Source organism: Pseudomonas oryzagri (assembly GCF_020831405.1).
Classification (GTDB): Bacteria; Pseudomonadota; Gammaproteobacteria; order Pseudomonadales; family Pseudomonadaceae; genus Geopseudomonas; species Geopseudomonas oryzagri.
On sequence record NZ_JAJHPU010000015.1, the window covers coordinates 126,059 to 147,168 of the forward strand.

General features: G+C 68.7%; 18 protein-coding genes. 12 read left to right on the forward strand and 6 right to left on the reverse strand.

The window, feature by feature from the left end; all coding sequences use genetic code 11:
* Positions 1–158: 158 nt before the first annotated feature.
* Together LMJ29_RS03900 and LMJ29_RS03905 are read left to right on the forward strand one after the other, a co-directional pair.
* Entirely contained in the window at positions 159–1,535 is a 1,377-nt protein-coding gene (locus tag LMJ29_RS03900; protein ID WP_229604199.1) for a cache domain-containing protein, read from the forward strand.
* An 11-nt stretch (positions 1,536–1,546) separates the two neighbouring features.
* Positions 1,547–2,173 carry a response regulator gene (locus tag LMJ29_RS03905; RefSeq protein WP_229604200.1) on the forward strand — a complete coding sequence of 209 codons (627 nt, stop codon included), beginning with the start codon at positions 1,547–1,549 and terminating at the stop codon, positions 2,171–2,173.
* A gap of 18 nt (positions 2,174–2,191) precedes the next feature.
* Here LMJ29_RS03905 and radA read toward each other — a convergent pair whose 3' ends face one another.
* The gene (gene radA, locus LMJ29_RS03910; protein ID WP_229604201.1) at positions 2,192–3,553 is read right to left on the reverse strand and encodes a DNA repair protein RadA; all 1,362 of its coding nucleotides are present in this window, start codon (positions 3,551–3,553) and stop codon (positions 2,192–2,194) included.
* 61 nt (positions 3,554–3,614) lie between these two features.
* On the opposite strand from radA, the gene LMJ29_RS03915 reads away from it, so the two are divergent.
* The 3 genes from LMJ29_RS03915 to mscL all read left to right on the forward strand — a co-directional run bounded on the left by LMJ29_RS03915 (position 3,615) and on the right by mscL (position 4,916).
* Entirely contained in the window at positions 3,615–4,109 is a 495-nt protein-coding gene (locus LMJ29_RS03915; protein ID WP_229604202.1) for a GNAT family N-acetyltransferase, read from the forward strand.
* Positions 4,110–4,177: 68 nt separating this feature from the next.
* Positions 4,178–4,429, forward strand: a complete 252-nt coding sequence (locus LMJ29_RS03920) for a YdcH family protein (RefSeq protein ID WP_229604203.1) — start codon at positions 4,178–4,180, stop codon at positions 4,427–4,429.
* 76 nt (positions 4,430–4,505) lie between these two features.
* On the forward strand, positions 4,506–4,916 hold the full coding sequence (gene mscL, locus LMJ29_RS03925; RefSeq protein ID WP_229604204.1) for a large-conductance mechanosensitive channel protein MscL: 411 nt from the start codon (positions 4,506–4,508) through the stop codon (positions 4,914–4,916).
* A 64-nt stretch (positions 4,917–4,980) separates the two neighbouring features.
* On the opposite strand, the gene LMJ29_RS03930 is transcribed toward mscL, so the two are convergent.
* Complete coding sequence (locus tag LMJ29_RS03930; protein ID WP_229604205.1) at positions 4,981–6,546, reverse strand: TerC family protein; 1,566 nt, start codon at positions 6,544–6,546, stop codon at positions 4,981–4,983.
* A 389-nt stretch (positions 6,547–6,935) separates the two neighbouring features.
* Positions 6,936–7,712, reverse strand: coding sequence for a ferredoxin--NADP reductase (locus tag LMJ29_RS03935; protein ID WP_229604206.1), 777 nt, complete (start codon positions 7,710–7,712; stop codon positions 6,936–6,938).
* Positions 7,713–7,775: 63 nt separating this feature from the next.
* Here LMJ29_RS03935 and LMJ29_RS03940 point away from each other — a divergent pair, with 63 nt between their 5' ends.
* From LMJ29_RS03940 to LMJ29_RS03970, 7 genes are all read left to right on the forward strand, one after another.
* Positions 7,776–8,903, forward strand: coding sequence for a methyltransferase (locus LMJ29_RS03940; protein ID WP_229604207.1), 1,128 nt, complete (start codon positions 7,776–7,778; stop codon positions 8,901–8,903).
* A gap of 227 nt (positions 8,904–9,130) precedes the next feature.
* Complete coding sequence (trmA, locus tag LMJ29_RS03945; RefSeq protein ID WP_229604208.1) at positions 9,131–10,210, forward strand: tRNA (uridine(54)-C5)-methyltransferase TrmA; 1,080 nt, start codon at positions 9,131–9,133, stop codon at positions 10,208–10,210.
* A gap of 106 nt (positions 10,211–10,316) precedes the next feature.
* Positions 10,317–11,090: an ABC transporter ATP-binding protein gene (locus LMJ29_RS03950; RefSeq protein WP_229604209.1), complete on the forward strand. Its 774-nt coding sequence runs from the start codon at positions 10,317–10,319 to the stop codon at positions 11,088–11,090.
* 63 nt (positions 11,091–11,153) lie between these two features.
* On the forward strand, positions 11,154–11,906 hold the full coding sequence (locus tag LMJ29_RS03955) for an ABC transporter substrate-binding protein (protein WP_229604210.1): 753 nt from the start codon (positions 11,154–11,156) through the stop codon (positions 11,904–11,906).
* 44 nt (positions 11,907–11,950) lie between these two features.
* Positions 11,951–12,646 carry an ABC transporter permease gene (locus LMJ29_RS03960; RefSeq protein WP_229604211.1) on the forward strand — a complete coding sequence of 232 codons (696 nt, stop codon included), beginning with the start codon at positions 11,951–11,953 and terminating at the stop codon, positions 12,644–12,646.
* Positions 12,643–13,335 carry an ABC transporter permease gene (locus LMJ29_RS03965; RefSeq protein WP_229604212.1) on the forward strand — a complete coding sequence of 231 codons (693 nt, stop codon included), beginning with the start codon at positions 12,643–12,645 and terminating at the stop codon, positions 13,333–13,335. The genes LMJ29_RS03960 and LMJ29_RS03965 overlap by 4 nt, the downstream gene beginning before the upstream one ends.
* Before the next feature lie 199 nt (positions 13,336–13,534).
* The gene (locus tag LMJ29_RS03970; protein WP_319942209.1) at positions 13,535–14,746 is read left to right on the forward strand and encodes a methyltransferase; all 1,212 of its coding nucleotides are present in this window, start codon (positions 13,535–13,537) and stop codon (positions 14,744–14,746) included.
* 485 nt (positions 14,747–15,231) lie between these two features.
* Here LMJ29_RS03970 and adeC read toward each other — a convergent pair whose 3' ends face one another.
* The 3 genes from adeC to LMJ29_RS03985 are packed head-to-tail and all read right to left on the reverse strand — an operon-like array spanning position 15,232 to position 20,948.
* Complete coding sequence (adeC, locus tag LMJ29_RS03975; protein ID WP_229604213.1) at positions 15,232–16,629, reverse strand: AdeC/AdeK/OprM family multidrug efflux complex outer membrane factor; 1,398 nt, start codon at positions 16,627–16,629, stop codon at positions 15,232–15,234.
* The gene (locus LMJ29_RS03980; RefSeq protein ID WP_229604214.1) at positions 16,626–19,766 is read right to left on the reverse strand and encodes an efflux RND transporter permease subunit; all 3,141 of its coding nucleotides are present in this window, start codon (positions 19,764–19,766) and stop codon (positions 16,626–16,628) included. The genes adeC and LMJ29_RS03980 overlap by 4 nt, the downstream gene beginning before the upstream one ends.
* A gap of 12 nt (positions 19,767–19,778) precedes the next feature.
* Complete coding sequence (locus LMJ29_RS03985) at positions 19,779–20,948, reverse strand: efflux RND transporter periplasmic adaptor subunit (protein ID WP_229604215.1); 1,170 nt, start codon at positions 20,946–20,948, stop codon at positions 19,779–19,781.
* Between the last annotated feature and the right edge of the window lie 162 nt (positions 20,949–21,110).

Below are 21,110 nucleotides of genomic sequence, written 5' to 3' on the forward strand. Positions count from 1 at the left end.
TTATTGGAGTATAGGTGCCCGCAAACGGAGCCTTGCTACTATCCGCGCATCGCCCGCCTGCCGATATTCGCAGAGCTACTCAGTAGCGCTACGTAGAACTACGTAGTCGCGCCGCGCACGCACTACATCAGGCGGCGCCAACTTTCCGGGACGCCGCCATGCAGCTCAAACACAAGATCGTCGCCCTCGGCATCCTGCCGCTGCTGCTCGCCGTGGCGGTGATCTGCCTGCTGGTGGTGGTGCAGAACCAGCGTCTCGGCGAGCAGCAGGCGCAGCTGATCGAGAACGCCATCCTGGCCAGCAAGCGCGCCGAGCTGAAGAACTACGTGGCCATGGCGCTGAGCGTGATCGAGCCGCTGCACGCCGGCGGGCGCGGCGACGCCGCCGCGCGCCAGCAGGCCCTGGACGCGCTGGCCAAGCTCAGCTTCGGCCAGGACGGCTACTTCTTCGTCTACGACGCCAAGGGCCGCAACCTGATGCACCCGCGCCAGGCCGAGCTGGTCGGCCAGGACCTGTGGAACCTCACCGACGCCCACGGCCTGCAGGCCATCCAGGCGCTGCTGGCCAGCGCCGCCCAGGGCGACGGCTTCCAGCGCTACACCTGGCGCAAGCCCTCCAGCGGCGCGGACACCGACAAGCTGGCCCATGTGGTGATGCTCGACGGCTGGGGCTGGATGCTCGGCACCGGCATCTACCTGGAGGACGTCGAGCGGGCCAGCCGCCAGCTGCGCGACGAGGTCGCCGCCGGCAGCCACGCCACCATGGTGGCCATCGCCGCGGTGGCGCTGGTGCTGGTGCTGCTGGTGTTCGCCGGCGGCATGACCTTGAGCGTGCGCGAGCACCGCCTGGCCGACTGCAAGCTGCAGGAGCTCAACCAGCGCATCATCCACCTGCAGGAGGAGGAGCGCTCGCGGGTCTCGCGCGAGCTGCACGACGGCATCAGCCAATTGCTGGCCTCGATCAAGTTCCAGTTCGAACTGGCCGGCCACCAGCTGGAAGCCGGCGCCAGCGGCGGACTCGCCACCCTGCAGCAGGCCACCGAACGCCTGAGCGACGCCATCGGCGAGGTGCGGCGCATTTCCCACGACCTGCGCCCCTCGCTGCTCGACACCCTCGGCCTGCCCGCCGCCATCGGCCAGCTGGCGCGCGAGTTCGAGCAGCGCTGCGGCCTGTCCGTGCGCTACCGCAACCAGCTGGGCGACGCCGCGCTGCCCGCCGCCAGCGCGGTGGCGCTGTTTCGCATCGTCCAGGAGGCGCTGACCAACATCGAGCGGCACGCTGGCGCCAGCGTCGTGCACATTGACCTCGACGCCGATGCGCACAGCGTGCGCCTGCAGGTGCACGACGACGGCGTCGGCTTCGACCCGCGCGCCATCGAGCGGATGCCCGGCGGCATCGGCCTGCGCAATATCCGCGAGCGGGTCGAGCACCTCGGCGGCCAGTTCAGCCTGTCGTCCGGCGCCGGGCAAACCGGGATGCGTGTACTATTGCCGCTAGCGGCCGGCCAGGCCGCCGCCCTGTCGCTGCCAACCTGAAGAGCCGCCCCATGACCTCCGCTCCCGCGACGCGGATCGCCCTCGTCGACGATCACGCCCTGATCCGCGACGGCATCCGCGCCTTGCTCGGCGTGATGCCGCAGTTCGCCGTGGTCGGCGAGGCGGAAAGCGCCGCCGCGGCGCTCGAGCTGCTCGAGCAGGTGGCGGTGGACGTGCTGCTGCTCGACATCGGCCTCAAGGACAGTACCGGCCTGGAGCTGACCCGCCTCCTCGCCGAGCGCTACCCCGCGGTGCGCGTGCTGATCCTCAGCATGTACGACAACCTCGAGTATGTGCGCAGCTCGATCCGCGCCGGCGCGCGCGGCTACGTGCTCAAGGACGCGCCGTCGCGGGAAATCGTCGCGGCGATCAGCGCGATCGCCGCCGGCGGCACCTTCTACAGCTCGGAGATCGCCCGCAAGCTGGCCGACCAGAGCCTCGCCAGCCACAACCTGACCCCGCGCGAGGTGCAGATCCTGCAGATGCTCGCCCGCGGCCTGGACAGCAAGGCGATGGCCCGCGAACTCGATATCAGCGTGCGCACCGTGGAAACCCACCGCCAGAGCATCCGCCGCAAGCTGAACATCGACGGCACGGCGGCGCTGATGAAGTATGCGCTGAGCATCACCCAGCCGTGAGCCGGGCGACGCCACGTCTCACTCGAATAACGCATCCAGCGCCTGCTCCAGGCGCGTGACCGCCACCACGTCGAGGCCGGCCGGCGCCTCCTTGGGCGCGTTGCCCTTGGGCACGATGGCGCGCTTGAAGCCGTGCTTGGCGGCTTCCTTCAAGCGCTCCTGGCCGCTGGGCACCGGGCGGATCTCGCCGGACAGGCCGATCTCGCCGAACACCAGCAGGTCGTGCGGCAGCGGCTTGTTGCGCAGGCTGGAGATCACCGCGGCGAGCAGCGCGAGGTCCGAGGCGGTTTCCAGCACCTTGACCCCGCCGACCACGTTGAGGAACACGTCTTGGTCGTAGGTGGGGATGCTGCCGTGACGGTGCAGCACGGCGAGCAGCATGGCCAGTCGGTTGGGATCGAGGCCGAGGGTCACCCGGCGCGGGTTGGCCATGTGGCTGGTATCGACCAGCGCCTGCACCTCCACCAGCATCGGCCGCGAGCCCTCCCAGGTGGCCATCACCACGCTGCCCGGCACCTCCTCCTGGGCGCGGGTGAGGAAGATCGCCGAGGGGTTGCTGACCTCCTTGAGGCCGCGGTCGGTCATGGCGAACACGCCCAGCTCGTTGACCGCGCCGAAGCGGTTCTTCACCGCGCGCAAGAGGCGCAGGCGGCCGTCCGATTCGCCCTCGAAGTACAGCACGGTGTCGACCATGTGCTCGAGCACCCGAGGCCCTGCCAGCGCGCCCTCCTTGGTGACGTGGCCGACCAGGAACACCGCGGTGCCGCTCTGCTTGGCGAAGCGCACCAAGAGCGCCGCGCTCTCGCGCACTTGGGCGACGCCGCCGGGAGCGGACTGCAGCTGCTCGGTGAAGATGGTCTGGATCGAGTCGATCACCATCACCCGCGGCTTTTCCTGGCGCGCGGTGGCGATGATGGTCTCGATGTTGGTCTCGGTCATCACCTTGAGCTTGTCCTCGGGCAGGCCCAGGCGCCGCGCGCGCATCGCCACCTGCTGCTGGGATTCCTCGCCGGTGACGTACAGCGCCGGCATGCGCTCGGCGATGCGGCACAGGGTCTGCAGCAGGATGGTCGACTTGCCGATGCCCGGATCGCCGCCGATCAGCACCACCGAGCCGTCGACCAGGCCGCCGCCGAGCACGCGGTCCAGCTCGCTGGAGGCGGTGGAGAAGCGCGGCGTCTCCTCGACACTGACCTCGGCGAGGGTCTTCACGTTGGCCTGCTGGCCGGCCCAGCCGCCGCGCCCGGCGGGCGTCGCCGTGCCTTCCAGCACGGTCTCGATCAGGGTGTTCCAGGCGCCGCATTCGCCGCACTGCCCGGCCCACTTGGGAAAGGTGGCGCCGCACTCGGCGCAGCCATACATGCGTTTGGCCTTGGCCATGACAGTCTCCCCCGGAAAAGGGGCGATAATAGCGCCCCGTCCGCGCCCGAGTCGCCCCGCCATGCAGATCGAACTTGTCCCCGCCAGTGCCGAGCAACTGCCGCTGGTGCGCAACCTGTACCAATTCTATGCCTACGACTCGTCGGACTGGGAAGACGAAGACGTCGAGATCGACGGCCGCTTCTACATCCACGAGCCGCATCTGGCGCGCTACTGGCAGGAGCCGGGCTGGAGCGCCCAGCTGATCCTGGCGGACGGCTTCATCGCCGGCTTTCTGCTGATTGAGCACAGCGAGCTGCCGGGCATCGACGCCGCCGAGTTCGCCGACCTGTTCATCCTGCGCAAATACCGCCGCCGGGGCATCGGTCGCGCGCTGGTGGCGCAGCTGATGGGCGATGGCGCGCCCTGGCTGCTGCGCTTCTACCGGCAGGACGCCGTGGCCTGCGCGTTCTGGGACCGGCTGCTGGCGGAGCTGCCCCTGCGTGCCGTGCAGATCCGCACGGACGACGAGCAGGATGGCCTGCTGACCTACCTGATCAACCCGCCGACCCACTGACCCCGCTACGGCCACGGCCCGTAACCGATGCGCTAGGCTGATAAATAGTCCCACCGGGAGTGATCGCCATGCCTCTGGAGCACCATCCGCTGAGTCGCGAGTTCCCGCAGGACCTCGAGAAGATGCGCGAGCTGCACACCAGCGACCCGCAGTTCGCCCAGCTGGTCCTGCATTATGAAACGCTGGACAAGCGCATCTACGAGGTCGAGAACGGCCGCGAGGCCCTCGACAACCTCGCCCTGCAGGCCCTCAAGAGCGAGCGCGTACAACTCAAGGACCAGATCGCCGAGCGTCTGCGTCGGGCCGGCGACGACGGCTGAGGCGCCCACTGCTGCATATCCCCAACCGCCACGGTCGGACTATACTGGCCGCAACCAAATCCACAGGGAGTGAACCATGCGCCTGCTGCAAGAATTCAAGGCCTTCGCCGTCAAGGGCAACATGGTCGATATGGCCGTCGGCATCATCATCGGCGCGGCCTTCGGAAAGATCGTCAGCTCGCTGGTCGGCGACGTGATCATGCCGCCGCTGGGCATGCTCATCGGCGGGGTGGACTTCTCCGACCTGGCCATCACCCTCAAGGCCGCCGAGGGCGACAAGCCGGCGGTGCTGCTCGCCTACGGCAAGTTCATCCAGACCATCATCGACTTCATCATCGTCGCCTTCGCCATCTTCATCGGCGTCAAGGCGATCAACCAGCTGCAGCGCAAGGAGGCCGCCCAGCCCAGCGTCCCCCCGGCACCAACTCCGGATCAGGAGCTGCTCACGGAGATCCGCGACCTGCTCAGGGCCCAGCAGAACAGGTAGCCCTGCTGCAGACGACACAACGGCGCCCACGGGCGCCGTTGGTGTTTTCAGGCTACAACCCGCATCACGCCGTCTGGGCCGGGGGCGTCAGCAGCAAGCGACTTACCCGGCGCTCCTTCACCTCGATCACCCGCAGCCGCCAGCCGGCGAACTCCAGCACGTCGCCGATCGCCGGCAGGCGGTCGAGCAGGCTCAGCGCCAGGCCGGCGAGGGTCTGGTAGTCCTCGGTGGGCCGCGCCTGGAAGCTCAGCCGCTCGCGCAACAGGCTGAGGTTGAGCGCACCGCTGACCTTGTAACCCTCGGCGCACGGCTCGATGTCCGGACCCGCCACCTCGCTGGCATCCGGCAGCTCGCCGGCGATCGCCTCGAGCATGTCGGTAAGGGTCAGCAGGCCCTGGAAGGCGCCGAACTCGTTGACCACGAAGGCCACGTGGGTCGAGGCCTGGCGCATCTGCTCCAGGGCGCCCAGCACCGTGCAGCTGTCCGGCAGGTTGAGCGGCGCGCGCAGCAGGCCCTCGATGTCCGGCTGGGCGCCGCGCAGCAGCTCCTTGAGCAGCTCCTTCTTGTGCACGAAGCCCAGCGGCTCGTCCACCGCGCCGCCGCGCAGCACCACCAGGCGCGAATGCGGCGATTCGAGCAGGGCCTGCTCGATCCGGGCCGGCCCGTCGTCGAGGTCGATATGGTCGACCTGGTGGCGCTCGGTCATCACCGTGCGGATCGAGCGCTCGGCCAGCTGCAGCACGCCGCTGATCATCACCCGCTCGCGGCGGTCGAAGGCCGCCGGCTCGCCGGCGTCGCCACCCTCCAGCAGGTCGGCGATCTCCTCGCCCACCTCCTCGGCGGCCAGCTGCTTGCCGCCGAGCAGGCGCATCACCGCATGGGCGGTACGCTCGCGGTGGCTGCGCTCGCCCTGCAGGCTGCGCTTGCGGCGATGGCGGGCCAGCTGGTTGAACAGCTCGATGAGGATCGAGAAGCCGATCGCCACGTACAGGTAGCCCTTGGGAATGTGGAAGCCCAGGCCCTCGGCGGTCAGGCTGAAGCCGATCATCATCAGAAAGCCCAGGCACAGCATGATCACCGTCGGCCGCGCGTTGACGAAGGCGGTCAGCGGCTTGCTGGCGACCATCATCAGGCCGATGGAGATCACCACCGCGGTCATCATCACTGACAGATGCTCGACCATGCCCACTGCGGTGATCACCGCGTCGAGGGAGAACACCGCGTCGAGCACCACGATCTGCGCGACCACCGGCCAGAACTGCGCATAGGTCTTGCTGCCGCCACTTTGCAGGGCATGGCCCTCGAGGCGTTCGTGCAGCTCCATGGTGGCCTTGAACAGCAGGAACACGCCACCGAACAGCATGATCAGATCGCGCCCCGAGAAGCTCTGGCCGAGCACCGCGAACAGCGGCTCGGTGAGGGTCACCAGCCAGGCCATGCTGGCCAAGAGGCCCAGGCGCATCAGCAGGGCCAGCGCCAGGCCGATCAGCCGCGCGCGGTCGCGCTGCTGCGGCGGCAGCTTGTCGGCGAGGATGGCGATGAACACCAGGTTGTCGATGCCCAGCACGATTTCCAGGACGATCAGGGTCAGCAGCCCCATCCACGCCGTCGGATCGGCGATCCATTCCATAGCGGTCAGACTCTCTTCGATGCAAAACGAACGCGCAGGGACTCGCCAGCGGCTGTCAGGCCGGTGGACGGGCTAGCGCAACAGGAGATAACGGCGATGCAGGAAGCACGCCAGAAGGCGGGGAAGATCGGCAGGGAGGCCGCACGCGAGGCAGGAGCTGCGGGCGGCTGACAACAATCGCTGTCCATCGGTAACCAGTTAGTGGGGAACAAGCTGCAGATAGTACGGCGAGTTCCGTTTCAGTCTGACGAAAAAGCGTAACCAATTTTGGCATTCCAGCCTGCTGGATATCTTGCGAGCGCCCCGTGGCAAGCCATGGTCCGAGACCGATCGACGCCCTGCGGCCGTTACTCCGCTTCAACGCGGCATGGCCAACGCGCAGCTGATCGTCACCAGTAGTTTTCCACCGCCAGTTGCCCTGGCCGCCTGCTAAGGCTGAGCTGCAGGCCGCGCAGCTTGAGGCGCGCGCGCAGCTCCTCGACCATCTCGGGATTGCCGCAGAGCATCAGCCGCGAGTGCTCGGGCGTGATGGAGAGACCCGCGGCGCGCTCCAGGTCGCCGCTGTCGAGCAGCGCGGTGAGTCGCGCCGTCAGGCAACCGGGCACGCTTTCGCGGGTCACCACCGGCAGGTAGAGCAGCTTGTGCGCCGCGCCCTCCAGCCATTCGCGCTGCGCCAGCCCGCCGATCAGCGTCTGGTAGGCCAGCTCGGACGCGGTGCGCACGCTGTAGGCCAGCACGATGCGTTCGAAGCGCTGCCACACCTCGAGGTCCTGGAGGATCGACAGGAACGGCGCCAGTCCGGTGCCGCTGGCCAGCAGCCAGAGATCGCTGCCGCCGGTGAAGCGTTCGAGGGTCAGGTAGCCATAGGCCTGGCGCTCGACCAGCAGCTCGTCGCCCGGGCCGAGCAGCTTGAGTTCGCTGGTGAACTCGCCGTCCGGCACCTCGATGGAGAAGAACTCGAGGAAGTCGTCGTGGGGCGCCGAGACCATCGAGTACGCGCGCCAGACCAGGCTGCCGCTGGCCTTGCGCACGCCCAGGCGGGCGAACTGGCCGGCACGAAAGCGAAAACCCGGATCGCGCGTGCAGCGCAGGCTGAACAGGTTCGGCGACCAGCGCCAGACCTGGAGCAGGCGCTGGCGGGTGAACTTCTCCTCGCTGACCGTCATACTGCCCCCCTTCGCTGCCGCTGGCGCAGCAGACCTCCTTCATATAGCGCAAATCCCCCGCCCATGCCCCTGTTCGTCTCGCCCTTCGCCCAACTCGACCTGCTGCGCCAGCCCGAGCAGCGCAACGATCCGCTGCAAGCCTTCGACGCCGCCGACGAGTACCTGCTCGCCCACCTGCACGCCCAGGGCCTGACCGCCGACAGCCGGGTGCTGCTGCTCAACGACGGCTTCGGCGCGCTGGCCTGCGCCCTCGCTCCGCATGCGGTGGTGGCGAGCAGCGGCGATTCCTTCCTCGGCGCCCTGGCGCTGGGCAAGAACCTGGCGCGCAATGGTCTGGCGGCGGACGCGGTGCGTTTCGTACCGGCCAGCCAGGCGGCGCAGGGGCCGTTCGACTGGGTGCTGATCCGCGTGCCCAAGACCCTGGCGCTGCTCGAGGAGCAGCTGATCCGCCTGCACGGCCAGCTCGCCCCGGGGGCGAAGGTGGTGGCCGCCGGCATGGTCAAGCACCTGCCGCGCGCCGCCGGCGACCTGCTGGAGAAATACATCGGCCCGGTGCAGGCCTCACTGGCGGAGAAGAAGGCGCGCCTGCTGCTGGCCACGCCGCAGGCCAAGCCGGCGCCGCGCTCGCCCTACCCGACCCGCTACCGCCTGGACAGCCCGCCGCTGGAGCTGCTCAACCACGCCAACGTGTTCTGCCGCGAGGGCCTGGACATCGGCACGCGCGCGTTCCTGCCGCTGCTGCCGGGCAACCTCGGCCACGCGCGGGTCGCCGATCTGGGCTGCGGCAACGGCGTGCTGGCCATCGCCAGCGCGCTGGCCAACCCCGAGGCCGAGTACCTGCTGGTCGACGAATCCTTTATGGCCGTGCAGTCCGCAGAAGAGAACTGGCGCGCCGCACTGGGCGCGCGGCCGGTCGAGGTGCGCGCCGCCGACGGCCTGGCCGGCCAGGTGCCGGCCTCGCTGGACCTGGTGCTGTGCAATCCACCGTTCCACCAGCAGCAGGTGGTCGGCGACTTCCTCGCCTGGCGCATGTTCCAGCAGGCCCACGCCGCGCTGGTGCGCGGCGGCGAGCTGTGGATCGTCGGCAACCGCCACCTCGGCTACCACGCCAAGCTCAAGCGCCTGTTCCGCGAGGTCAGCCAGGTCGGCGCCAATCCCAAGTTCGTGGTCCTGCGTGCGCGCAAGGGCTGAGCGCGCATATGTAGGGTGGTTGGCCAGCCCGTGGATGGCCACCCCGTGAAAAACTCGCGCAGCGATTTTCCACCGCCAGCCTCGATGGTGGAAAAGACCTGCGGTCGTTTTCCACCCTACGAATGACAGAGGCGCGACTGGTATGATGCGCGCCTGTTTTTCCGGCCCCCGGCCGGGATGTTTCGATGTGCGGCGACCGCGTTCGCCCCGTACCTGACGAGCGACCGATGCCCCAGTTCGACCCGACCCAATACGCCGCCCAGCTCGCCGCCAAGAAGGCCCGCCTGGAGGAGCTGCTGGCGCCGTTCGCCGCCCCCGAGCCGGAAGTGTTCGACTCGCCGCTCGAGCACTACCGCCTGCGCGCCGAGTTCCGCCTGTGGCGCGAGGAAGACGGCCGCCACTACGCGATGTTCGAGGGCGACAAGCACACCCCGGTGCTGATCGAGCAGTTCCCCATCGCCAGTGCGCGCATCAACGAACTCATGCCACGCCTGAAGGCCGCCTGGCAGGCCAGCGAGGTGCTGTCGCACAAGCTGTTCCAGGTCGAGTTCCTCACCACCCTCAAGGGCGACGCACTGATCACCCTGTGCTACCACCGGCCCATCGACGCGGCCTGGCAGGCCGAGGCGGAGCGCCTGGCCGGCGAGCTGGGCGTCAGCCTGATCGGCCGTTCGCGCGGCAAGCGCATCGTCATCGGCAAGGACTACGTGGAAGAAGAGCTGAGCGTGGCCGGGCGCACCTTCGCCTACCGCCAGCCGGAAGGCGCCTTCACCCAGCCCAACGGCGTGGTCTGCCAGAAGATGCTCAACTGGGCCTTCGAGGCGCTCGGCGAGCGCGCCGACGACCTGCTCGAGCTGTACTGCGGCAACGGCAACTTCACCCTGCCGCTGTCCACCCGGGTGCGCCGCGTGCTGGCCACCGAGATCAGCAAGAGCTCGGTGAACGCCGCGCTGGCCAACATCGAAGACAACGGCATCGGCAACATCGAGCTGGTGCGCCTGTCCGCCGAGGAGCTGACCCAGGCGCTCAACGAGGTGCGTCCGTTCCGCCGCCTGGCCGGCATCGACCTGAAGAGCTACCAATTCGGCAGCGTGTTCGTCGACCCGCCGCGCGCCGGCATGGACCCGGACACCTGCGAGCTGACCCGCCGCTTCGACACCATCCTGTACATCTCCTGCAACCCGCAGACCCTGGCCGAGAACATCGCCCAGCTGCACGACACCCACAAGATCGTGCGCTGCGCGCTGTTCGACCAGTTCCCCTGGACCCACCATATGGAGAGCGGCGTACTGCTGCAGCGGCGCTGAGCCGCGACCTCCCCCGCACAACCCCAGCGGCCGACCGGGTGCCCCATGGCGACCCGCTCGGCCGCTGTGCTAGCTTGATCCGCATAACAACATCAGGAATCCCCCCATGGCCGCAGCCATTCCGGCACTGGAAATCCGCAACCTGCACAAACGCTACGGCGACCTGGAGGTGCTCAAGGGCATCTCGCTGACCGCGCGCGACGGCGACGTGATCTCCATCCTCGGTTCCTCCGGTTCCGGCAAGTCCACCTTCCTGCGCTGCATCAACCTGCTGGAAAGCCCGCACGAGGGGCAGATCTTCGTCGCCGGCGAGGAGCTCAAGCTCAAGCCGGGCAAGGACGGCGCGCTGGTCGCCGCGGACAACAGGCAGATCAACCGTCTGCGCAGCGAGCTGGGCTTCGTGTTCCAGAATTTCAACCTGTGGCCGCACATGAGCATCCTCGACAACGTGATCGAGGCGCCGCGCCGCGTGCTCGGCCTGTCGAAGGCCGAGGCCGTCGAGCGCGCCGAGGCGCTGCTGGCCAAGGTCGGCATCGCCGCCAAGCGCGACAGCTATCCCAGCCAGCTGTCCGGCGGCCAGCAGCAGCGCGCGGCCATCGCCCGCACCCTGTGCATGGAGCCCAAGGTGATCCTGTTCGACGAGCCGACCTCGGCGCTCGACCCGGAGATGGTCCAGGAGGTGCTCAACGTGATCCGCGCGCTGGCCGAGGAAGGCCGCACCATGCTGCTGGTCACCCACGAGATGGGCTTCGCCCGCCAGGTGTCCAGCGAGGTGGTGTTCCTCCACCAGGGCCTGGTCGAGGAGCAGGGGCCGCCGAGCCAGGTGTTCGGCAACCCGAACTCGGAGCGCTGCCGCCAGTTCATGTCTAGCCTCAAATAACAACTCGGCCGACGCGCCCGCGCCGCGGCCGGGCGATGGAAAGCCACCCAAGGAGCCCTACCCATGAAAATCCGCAATTCGCTGCTGGCCGCGGCCGCGGCCCTGCTGTTCGCCCAGGCGGCGGTCGCCGCCGACAAGCTGAAAATCGGCACCGAGGGCGCCTACCCGCCCTTCAACCTGGTCGACGCCAGCGGCAACGTGGTCGGCTTCGACGTGGAGATCGCCAAGGCCCTGTGCGTGAAGATGCAGGCCGAGTGCGAGATCGTCACCTCCGACTGGGACGGCATCATCCCGGCGCTCAACGCCAAGAAGTTCGACATGATCGTCGCCTCGATGTCGATCACCGACGAGCGCAAGCAGGCGGTCGACTTCACCGATCCCTACTACACCAACAAGCTGCAGTTCATCGCGCCCAAGGGCACCGAGTTCAAGACCGACGAGGCCAGCCTCAAGGGCAAGGTGATCGGCGCGCAACGCGCCACCATCGCCGGCACCTGGCTGGAGGACAACCTCGGCGACGTGGTCGAGGTGAAGCTCTACGACACCCAGGAGAATGCCTACCTCGATCTGGCCGCCGGCCGCGTCGACGGCGTGCTGGCCGACAAGTTCGTCAACTGGGAATGGCTCAAGAGCGACGCCGGCAAGGACTTCGAGTTCAAGGGCGAGCCGGTGTTCGACAACGACAAGATCGGCATCGCCGTACGCAAGGGCGACGACGCCCTGCGCACCAAGCTCAACGCCGCCATTCACGCGATCGTCGCCGACGGCACCTACAAGCAGATCAACGACAAGTACTTCCCCTTCAGCATCTATTGAGCCGGTAGCGCCACGCCGCTCACGCGGCGTGGCGCGGATATCCCATGATTCCTGACTTGCAAGGCTTCGGACCGGCGCTGGCCGCCGGCACCTGGATGACCCTCCAACTGTCCCTCGCTGCGGTCAGCGTCGGACTCGTTCTCGGCCTGCTCGGCGCTCTGGCCAAGACCTCCGGCAACCTGGCCCTGCGCCTGCTCGGCGGCGGCTACACCACGGTGGTGCGCGGCGTGCCGGAGACCCTCTGGGTACTGATGATCTACTACGGCACGGTGACCGGCCTGAACGCCGTCGGCGCGCTGTTCGGCTACCCGGAGCTGGCCCTCGACCCGTTCGCCGCCGGCACCCTGGCGCTCGGCCTGTGCTTCGGCGCCTACGCCACCGAGGTGTTCCGCGGCGCGCTGCTGGCCATTCCCAAGGGCCAGCGCGAGGCCGGCCTGGCGCTCGGCATGAGTCACGGCCGGATCTTCTGGCGCATCACCCTGCCGCAGTTGTGGCGCACCGCGCTGCCCGGCCTCGGCAACCTGTACATGATCCTGCTCAAGGACACCGCGCTGGTGTCGCTGATCTCCCTGGAGGAGATCATGCGCAAGGCGAGCGTCGCCTCCAACGCCACCAAGGCACCCTTCACCTTCTACATGAGCGCCGCGGTCATCTACCTCGGCCTCACCGTGATCATCATGCTGGTCCTGCACCAACTGGAAAAACGCGCCGGCCGCGGCATCGCGAGGAACGAGCTATGAGCGGCTGGGATCTGCTGGTCAAATGGACGCCGAAGATGCTCCAGGGCGTCGGCCTGACCCTCGAGCTGGTCGCCATCGCCGTGGTCGCCGGCCTGCTGGTGGCGCTGCCGCTGGGCATCGCCCGCGCGTCGCGGCACTGGCACGTGCGCGCGCTGCCCTCGGCGTACATCTTCTTCTTCCGCGGCACGCCGCTCTTGCTGCAGCTGTTCATCGTCTACTACGGCCTGGCGCAGTTCCCGGCGGTGCGCCAGAGCGTGCTGTGGCCGTTCCTGCGCGATCCGTACTGGTGCGCGCTGCTGACCATGACCCTGCACACCGCGGCCTACATCGCCGAGATCATGCGCGGCGCGATCCACGCCGTACCGATCGGCGAGGTGGAGGCGGCCCGCGCCCTGGGCATGTCGCGGCGCCAGGCGCTGCTGCACATCATCCTGCCGCGCGCCGCGCGCATCGGCCTGCCGGCCTACACCAACGAAGTGATCCTGATGCTCAAGGCCAGCGCGGTGGTCTATACCGTGACGCTCTACGACATCATGGGCATGGCGCGGACCATCAGCTCGCGCACCTACGAGCAGATGTTCTTCTTCATCTACGCCGGCATGCTCTACCTGGTCATCACCATCGGCCTGACCTGGATCTTCCGCGGCATCGAACGCTGGTTGCGCATCGACGCCGCGCGGGCGCGTTAAGCGGAGGGTGGGCAACTCGCGCGGCGATTGCCCACCGTTGGCCGGCCTGATGCCTGTTGTAGGGACGAATTTATTCGCCAACGCAGCCCCGTCTGGCGAATAAATTCGCCCCTACAGAGCGGGAAGACGACCCGCCTGCGCCGCAGCGACGTCAGCCGCTATAATCGCCGCCCTGCCCACTGCCCCGCCGCTGCCCGCCGTGTCCGAGATCCTCCAAGGCCCCCTGCTGCACCAGCGCTTCGCCGAGCTGGACGTCTTTCTGCGCGACCATCAGGCGCTGTGGCGGGCCAAGCCCTTCACCGCCCCGATCCTCGCCTGGGAACACGACCATCCCGAGTTGGCCGCCTGGCTGCGCGGCCGCTCGCTGGAGCAGGCCGACGCCGCGCACAACCGTCCCGAGCAGCTCGACGCCCCGGCACCCTTTCCCGGCCTGGCCAGGCGTGCAGCCGAGCTGGCCGCCGTCGCCGAGCTGCCGGCCGGCAGTGCGCCGAGCCTGCCCCCGCAGTTCAGCGTCGACGTGCCGGGGCGCAAGTGGCAGCAGATCGACGCCTTCGCCCGCCGTCTGGGCTTCACCGCGCCGGTCCGTCACTGGCTGGACTGGTGCGCCGGCAAGGGCCACCTCGGTCGCCGCCTGGCGCACGCCGGCACGCCGCTGACCTGCCTGGAATACGACGCCGCGCTGGTCGAGGACGGCCAGCGCCTCAGCCAGCGGCTGGCCCTGGACGCGCAGCACTTCGAGCAGGACGTGCTGGCGGAAGACGCCGCGCAACGTCTCGCCGCCGAGCACACCCCGGTGGCCCTGCACGCCTGCGGCGAGCTGCATGTGCGCCTGCTCGAACTGGCCAGCGCCAGCGGTTGCCGCCAGCTGGCGCTGGCGCCCTGCTGCTACAACCGCATCGCGGCGGAGCTCTACCAGCCGCTGTCGCGAACGGCGCAGGAGTCCTCGCTGCGCCTGAGCCGCGACGATCTGCGTCTGCCGCTGGCCGAGACGGTCACCGCCGGGGCGCGGGTGCGCCGCCAGCGCGACCACTCGATGGCCCGCCGGCTGGCCTTCGACCTGCTGCAGCGCGAGCTTCGCGGCGTCGACGACTACCTGCCGGTGCCCTCGCTGGCCCCGGCCTGGCTGGACAAGCCGTTCGCCGAGTACTGCCGCGATCTGGCCGAATTGAAGGGGTTGCCGGCACCCGGCGAGCGCGACTGGGCGGCGCTGGAAGCCGCCGGCTGGCGGCGCCTGGCGGCGGTGCGCAACCTCGAACTGGTGCGCGGCCTGTTCCGCCGGCCGCTGGAGCTGTGGCTGCTGCTCGATCGCGCGTTGTACCTGGAGGAGCAGGGCTACCGGGTGAAACTCGGTGCGTTCTGCGAATACCACCTGACCCCGCGCAATATCCTGCTGCTGGCCGAGCGGGACTGAACAGGCGGAGGCCATTGGTAGAAGATCGCTACGCGAGTCTTCTACCCTACGCGCTGCTGCTGGCCGAGGGCCCAGCGGCGTACGGCGCGGCCGGCCTGGAGGGGCGAATTCATTCGCCTGATCGGGCCGCGCTGGCGAATAAATTCGCCCCTACCGGCAGACAGGGCGTCGCCTGCAAAACCTGATCGTATCCACGTGTCACAAGAGCGGAGCGCCTACCAGACGTAGGGTAGGTAACTCGCGCAGCGATTACCTACCGCCAAGGGTGCACCGCTGCATCGGTAGAAGATCGCTGCGCGAGTCTTCTACCCTACACCGGCCCTGGCCTGCCGCTGGGCCGGCAATTTCTTCGCGCCCACGCTCCGGCGTCGGAGCCAACGTCCTGATCCTGCTGCCGACTCCAGAAACGCAAAAGGCGCCCGCGAGGGGCGCCTTTTGCCGTGGACTGCCAGGCCCCGCGTGAGCCCTTCCTGCGAGACGAAGCGTTACTCCACCCCACCGCCGAGCGCCTTGTACAGGGCGATCTCGCTGGACAGCTGGGCCAGGCGGTCGCCGATCAGCGTCTGCTGCGAACCGAACAGCTGGCGCTGGGCGTCGAGCAGGATCAGGTGGCTGTCGACGCCGGTGCGGTAGCGCCGCTCGGCCAGCCGGTAGTACTCGGCGTTGGCCGCCACCAGGTCGCGCTGCGCCTTGAGCTGCTCGGTGTAGGTGCTGCGCGCGGCGAGGCCGTCGGCGACCTCGCTGAACGCGGTCTGGATCGCCTTCTCGTACTGCGCCACCTCGATCTGCTTCTGCAGCTTGGCGTAGTCCAGGCTGCCCTTGAGGCTGCCGGCGGTGAAGATCGGCAGGTTGATCGACGGCTGGAACAGCCAGGTGCCGCTGCCGGCCTTGAACAACCCGGACAGCTCGGTGCTGGTGGTGCCGGCCCGTCCGGTCAGGCTGATGCTCGGGAAGAACGCCGCGCGCGCCGCGCCGATATTGGCGTTGGCCGCTTTGAGCAGGTGCTCCGCCTCGAGGATGTCCGGGCGGCGCTGCAGCAGCTCGGCGGGCAGGCCCACCGGCAGCTCGGCCAGTTGCGCCTGCTCCAAGGGCGCGGCGGCCGGCAGGTCGTCCGGCACGGCGTTGCCGAGCAGCAGCTGCAGGGCGTTGCGGTCCTGGGCGACCAGGCGGGTGTACTGGGCGACGCTGACCCGCGCGCTCTCCACCGCGCTGCGCGACTGGGTCAGTTCGAGCGCCGAGGCGACGCCGACGTCGAAGCTGCGCTGGGTCAGCGCCAGGCTCTGCTCGTAGGTGCGCAGGGTCTCCTCGCTCAGCGCCAGCAGCTCGCGGTCGGCCTGCAGGGTCAGCCAGGCGTCGGCGACGCTGGCCACCAGGGCGATCTGCGTGCTGCGCTGCGCCTGCGCGGTGGCGAAGTACTGCTCGAGCGCCGCCTCGCTCAGGCTGCGCAGGCGGCCGAACAGATCCAGCTCCCAGTCGCTGACGCCGACGGTGGCGCCGTATTCGGCGTTGGTGGCGGCCTCGCCGGTACGCGACAGGTCGCCCGGCAGGCGCTGGCGGGTGCCGCTGCCGCGCGCGTCGATCTGCGGGAACAGCTCGGCCCGCTGGATGCGGTGCAGCGCCTGGTAGGCCTCGACGTTGAGCGCGGCGACGCGCAGGTCGCGGTTGTTGTCCAGCGCCACCTGGATCGCCCGCTGCAGGGCGGCATCGCGGAAGAAGCTGCGCCAGGCCGGCAGCTCGGCGCCGGCCTGGCCGGCCTCCGCGGCGTAGGCCGGGCCCTTCGGCCAGGCGTCGGCCACCGGCGCCTCGGGGCGCTGGTAGTCGGGGATCAGCGAGCAGCCGCCGAGGGCGAGGAGGATGCTCAGGGTGAGGATCGACTTCTTCACAGCACGGCCTCCTTCGCGGCCTGCACGCGCGGCTGGCGTCTGCGCTCGGTCAGCGAGCTGATCAGCACGTAGAACAGCGGGATCCAGAAGATCGCCAGCAGCAGCGCGGAAAGCATGCCGCCGATCACCCCGGTGCCGATGGCGTGCTTGCTGCCGGCGCCGGCGCCGGCGGAGATGGCCAGCGGCACCACGCCGAGGATGAACGCCAGCGAGGTCATCACGATGGGGCGCAGACGCATCCGGCAGGCCTCCACCGCGGCGTCGACCAGGCTCATGCCCTGCTCGTGCAGCGACTTGGCGAACTCGACGATAAGGATCGCGTTGCGCGCCGACAGGCCGATGGTGGTCAGCAGGCCGATCTGGAAGTACACGTCGTTGGACAGGCCGCGCCCGTAGGTGGCGAGCAGCGCGCCGATGATCCCCAGCGGCACCACCAGCATCACCGAGAAGGGGATCGACCAGCTCTCGTAGAGCGCCGCCAGGCAGAGGAACACCACCAGCAGCGACAGCGCGTAGAGAGCCGGCGCCTGGGCGCCGGACAGGCGCTCCTCGTAGGACAGTCCCGACCAGGAGATACCCACCCCCGGCGGCAGCTCGGCGGCGATCTTCTCCACCTCGGCCATCGCCTCGCCGGAGCTGTAGCCCGGCGCCGCCGAACCGAGCACCTGCATCGCCGGCACGCCGTTGAAGCGCGCCAGCTTGGGCGGACCGTAGATCCACTGGCCGCTGGCGAAGGCGCTGAACGGCACCATCTGGCCCTGGTCGTTGCGCACGAACCACTTGCCGAGGTCCTCGGGGTTCATCCGCGCGTTGGCGTCGCCCTGCAGGTAGACCTTCTTGACCCGGCCACGGTCGATGAAGTCGTTGACGTAGCTGGCGCCCCAGGCGATCGACAGGGTCTGGTTGACGTCGGCCAGCGACACGCCCTGGGCGCGCGCCTTCTCGTCGTCGACCAGCAGCTGGTACTGCGGCTCGTCGCGCAGGCCGTTCATGCGTACGCCGAACAGCTTCGGGTTCTGCGACGCCTGCTGGAGGAACTGGTCGCGCGCCGCGGTCAGCGCCTGGTGGCCGATGCCGGCGCGGTCCTGCAGGTAGACGTCGAAGCCGGTGGCGTTGCCCAGCTCCATCACCGCCGGCGGAGCGAAGGCGAACACCAGCGCGTCGCGGAAGCCGAAGAAGCGCTTCTGCGCCCGCTGCGCCAGGTCGAACACGCTCTGTCCCGCCGCGGTCCGCTCGCTCCACGGCCGCAGCATGATGAAGGCCATGCCCGAGCTCTGCCCGCGGCCGGCGAAGTTGAAGCCGGTGACGGTGAAGATCGACTTGACCACGTCCTTCTCGTCGATCAGCAGGTAGTCGCGCATCTGCTTGACCACCTGGTAGGTGCGCTCGGAGCTGGAACCGGCCGGGGTCTGCACCTGGGCGTAGAGCACGCCCTGGTCCTCCTCGGGCAGGAAGGCGGTGGGAATGCGGGTGAACATCCAGGCCATCACGCCGATCACCACCAGGTACATCAGCAGGTAGGGCGCCTTGCGCCTGAGCACCGCCTTCACGCCGCGCTCGTAGCCCTGCACGCTGCGCTGGAAGCTGCGGTTGAACCAGCCGAAGAAGCCGCGCTTCTCGTGGTGCGCGCCCTTGGCGATGGGCTTGAGCAGGGTCGCGCACAGCGCCGGGGTGAAGATCAGCGCCACCAGCACCGACAGGGTCATCGCCGAGACGATGGTGATCGAGAACTGCTTGTAGATCACCCCCGTGGAGCCGGGGAAGAAGGCCATCGGCACGAACACCGCGGAGAGCACCAGGCCGATGCCGACCAGCGCGCCCTGGATCTGCCCCATCGACTTGCGGGTCGCCTCGACCGGCGACAGGCCCTCCTCGTGCATCACCCGCTCGACGTTCTCCACCACCACGATGGCGTCGTCGACCAACAGGCCGATGGCCAGGATCATGGCGAACATGGTCAGGGTGTTGATGCTGAAGCCGAACGCGGCCAGCACGCCGAAGGTGCCGAGCAGCACCACCGGCACCGCCAGGGTCGGGATCAGCGTGGCGCGGAAGTTCTGCAGGAACAGGTACATCACCAGGAACACCAGGCCGATCGCCTCGAACAGGGTGGTCACCACCCCCATGATCGAGGCCGAGATCACCGGCGAGGTGTCGTAGGGCAGCACCGCCTTGACGCCCGGCGGGAAGAACGGCTCCAGGTCGGAGATGGTCTTCCGCACCGCCGCCACGGTATCCAGCGCGTTGGCGCCGGTGGCCAGCTTGACCGCGATGCCGGCGGCCGGCTTGCCGTTGTATTCGGCGCTGATGCTGTAGTTCTCGCCGCCCAGCTCGACGCGGGCGACGTCGCGCAGGCGCACCTGCGAGCCGTCGGCGTTGACCTTGAGGAGGATCTTGCCGAACTGCTCGGGGGTCTGCAGACGGGTCTTGCCGATGATGGTGGCGGTCAGCTGCTGGCCCGGCGAGGCAGGCAGGCCGCCGAGCTGGCCGGAGGATATCTGCACGTTCTGCGCCTGGATGGCGCTCTTCACGTCCACCGGGGTCAGCGCGAAGTTGTTCAGCCGCGCCGGGTCCAGCCAGATGCGCATGGCGTACTGGGCGCCGAACACCTGGAAGTCGCCGACACCCTTGGTGCGCGACAGCGGGTCTTGGATGTTGGCGACGATGTAGTCGGACAGGTCGTTCTTGTTCAGGCTGCCGTCTTCGGACACCAGGCCGATCACCAGGAGGAAGTTGCGCACCGCCTTGGTCACCCGGATGCCCTGCTGCTGCACTTCCTGCGGCAGCAGCGGAGTGGCCAGCTGCAGTTTGTTCTGCACCTGCACCTGGGCGATGTCCGGGTTGGTGCCCTGCTCGAAGGTGGCGGTGATGTTCATGCTGCCGTCGGCGTTGCTCTCCGAGGAGATGTAGCGCAGGCCGTCGATGCCGTTGAGCTGCTGCTCGATCACCTGCACCACCGTGTCCTGCACGGTCTGCGCCGAGGCGCCCGGATAGGTGACCTGGATGCCCACCGCCGGCGGGGCGATGCTCGGGTACTGGTTGATCGGCAGCTTGAGGATGGCCATGGCGCCGGCCAGCATGATCACCAGGGCAACCACCCAGGCGAAGATCGGCCGGTCGATGAAGAATCTCGACATGACGCGCGCTCCTTAACGGCCCTGGGCCGGCAGCTGCGCTGCCTGGCCGTTGGCGGGCGATGTCTGCGGCGCCAGCGCCGGCACGTTGCTGGCCGGCTGCACCTGCACCTCGGCGCCCGGCTTGATGAACTGCAGGCCCTCGGTGATCAGCCGGTCGCCGGCGGCGAGCCCCTCGCTGACCAGCCAGAAGCTGCCGGCGGTGCGCTCGGCCTTGAGCACGCGCACCTCCACCTTGTTGCCTTCGCCGACCACCATGGCGGTCGCCTCGCCCTTGGAGTTGCGCGTCACGCCCTGCTGCGGGGCGAGGATCGCCGCGCTCTTGCTGCCGGTCTGCAGGCGCGCCTGGACGAACATGCCGGGCAGCAGCACCTTGTCGGGGTTGGGGAACACCGCGCGCAGGGTCACCGAGCCGGTGCCCTCGTCCACCGACACCTCGGAGAACTCCAGGCGCCCGGCGTGGGCGTAGGCGCTGCCGTCGGGCAGGTTCAGCTCGACCTTGGCGGCGCTATCGCCGGCCTTCTCCAGCTGACCGCTGGCCAGCTCGCGGCGCAGGCGCAGCAGGTCGTTGGCCGACTGGGTGACGTCGACGTAGATCGGGTCGAGCTGCTGGATCACCGCCAGCGCGTCGCTCTGCCCGCTGCTGACCAGCGCGCCCTCGGTGACCGCCGAGCGGCCGATGCGCCCGGCGATCGGCGCCAGCACCTTGGTGTAGCGCAGATCGATCTGCGCCTTTTCCAGCGCGGCCTCGGCCTGCAGCTGGGCGGCGCGCGCCTCGTCGTACTGCTGGCGGCTGACCGCCTGATCCTTGACCAGCACCTGGTAGCGCTCGGCCAGCGAACGGCTCGACAACGCGCTGGCCTCGGCGCTCTTCACCGCCGCCTGATAGGTCGCCGCATCGATCTGGTAGAGCTGCTGGCCGGCCTTGACCTCGCTGCCCTCCTTGAACAGACGCTTCTGCACGATGCCGTCGACCTGCGGACGCACCTCGGCCATCCGGTAGGCGGCGGTGCGCCCCGGCAGCTCGCTGGTCAGGGTGTAGGGCTGCGCCTCGAGGGTCACCACGCCCACCGTGGGCGCGGGAGGCGCCTGCTTGGGGGCCTCCTCTTTCTGGCAGCCGGCCAACAGCAAAAGCGACAGCAGGGCGGCTGAGCCCAGCGTCGCGCGAGCGGAAGCGCTTGTCATCGGAAAGCCTCGAATTCGTTGAGCACACGCAAGGGTAAGAAATCGGGAGGAGATTGCATCTCCAGTGGCAAACAATATACTTACATTCGCGTCTGTTTGTAAATTGACACTAAGGTAGGTGTTTTCCGTCAGTCCGGGCCCGCGCAGCGACCCTCGTCGTCC

What these genes read in the sequence shown, in the direction of transcription:
- LMJ29_RS03900 (WP_229604199.1), top strand. Translation starts at nt 159, where the DNA reads ATGCAGCTCAAACACAAGATCGTCGCCCTCGGCATCCTGCCGCTGCTG.
- LMJ29_RS03905 (WP_229604200.1), top strand. Translation starts at nt 1,547, where the DNA reads ATGACCTCCGCTCCCGCGACGCGGATCGCCCTCGTCGACGATCACGCC.
- radA (WP_229604201.1), bottom strand. Translation starts at nt 3,553, where the DNA reads ATGGCCAAGGCCAAACGCATGTATGGCTGCGCCGAGTGCGGCGCCACC.
- LMJ29_RS03915 (WP_229604202.1), top strand. Translation starts at nt 3,615, where the DNA reads ATGCAGATCGAACTTGTCCCCGCCAGTGCCGAGCAACTGCCGCTGGTG.
- LMJ29_RS03920 (WP_229604203.1), top strand. Translation starts at nt 4,178, where the DNA reads ATGCCTCTGGAGCACCATCCGCTGAGTCGCGAGTTCCCGCAGGACCTC.
- mscL (WP_229604204.1), top strand. Translation starts at nt 4,506, where the DNA reads ATGCGCCTGCTGCAAGAATTCAAGGCCTTCGCCGTCAAGGGCAACATG.
- LMJ29_RS03930 (WP_229604205.1), bottom strand. Translation starts at nt 6,546, where the DNA reads ATGGAATGGATCGCCGATCCGACGGCGTGGATGGGGCTGCTGACCCTG.
- LMJ29_RS03935 (WP_229604206.1), bottom strand. Translation starts at nt 7,712, where the DNA reads ATGACGGTCAGCGAGGAGAAGTTCACCCGCCAGCGCCTGCTCCAGGTC.
- LMJ29_RS03940 (WP_229604207.1), top strand. Translation starts at nt 7,776, where the DNA reads ATGCCCCTGTTCGTCTCGCCCTTCGCCCAACTCGACCTGCTGCGCCAG.
- trmA (WP_229604208.1), top strand. Translation starts at nt 9,131, where the DNA reads ATGCCCCAGTTCGACCCGACCCAATACGCCGCCCAGCTCGCCGCCAAG.
- LMJ29_RS03950 (WP_229604209.1), top strand. Translation starts at nt 10,317, where the DNA reads ATGGCCGCAGCCATTCCGGCACTGGAAATCCGCAACCTGCACAAACGC.
- LMJ29_RS03955 (WP_229604210.1), top strand. Translation starts at nt 11,154, where the DNA reads ATGAAAATCCGCAATTCGCTGCTGGCCGCGGCCGCGGCCCTGCTGTTC.
- LMJ29_RS03960 (WP_229604211.1), top strand. Translation starts at nt 11,951, where the DNA reads ATGATTCCTGACTTGCAAGGCTTCGGACCGGCGCTGGCCGCCGGCACC.
- LMJ29_RS03965 (WP_229604212.1), top strand. Translation starts at nt 12,643, where the DNA reads ATGAGCGGCTGGGATCTGCTGGTCAAATGGACGCCGAAGATGCTCCAG.
- LMJ29_RS03980 (WP_229604214.1), bottom strand. Translation starts at nt 19,766, where the DNA reads ATGTCGAGATTCTTCATCGACCGGCCGATCTTCGCCTGGGTGGTTGCC.
- LMJ29_RS03985 (WP_229604215.1), bottom strand. Translation starts at nt 20,948, where the DNA reads ATGACAAGCGCTTCCGCTCGCGCGACGCTGGGCTCAGCCGCCCTGCTG.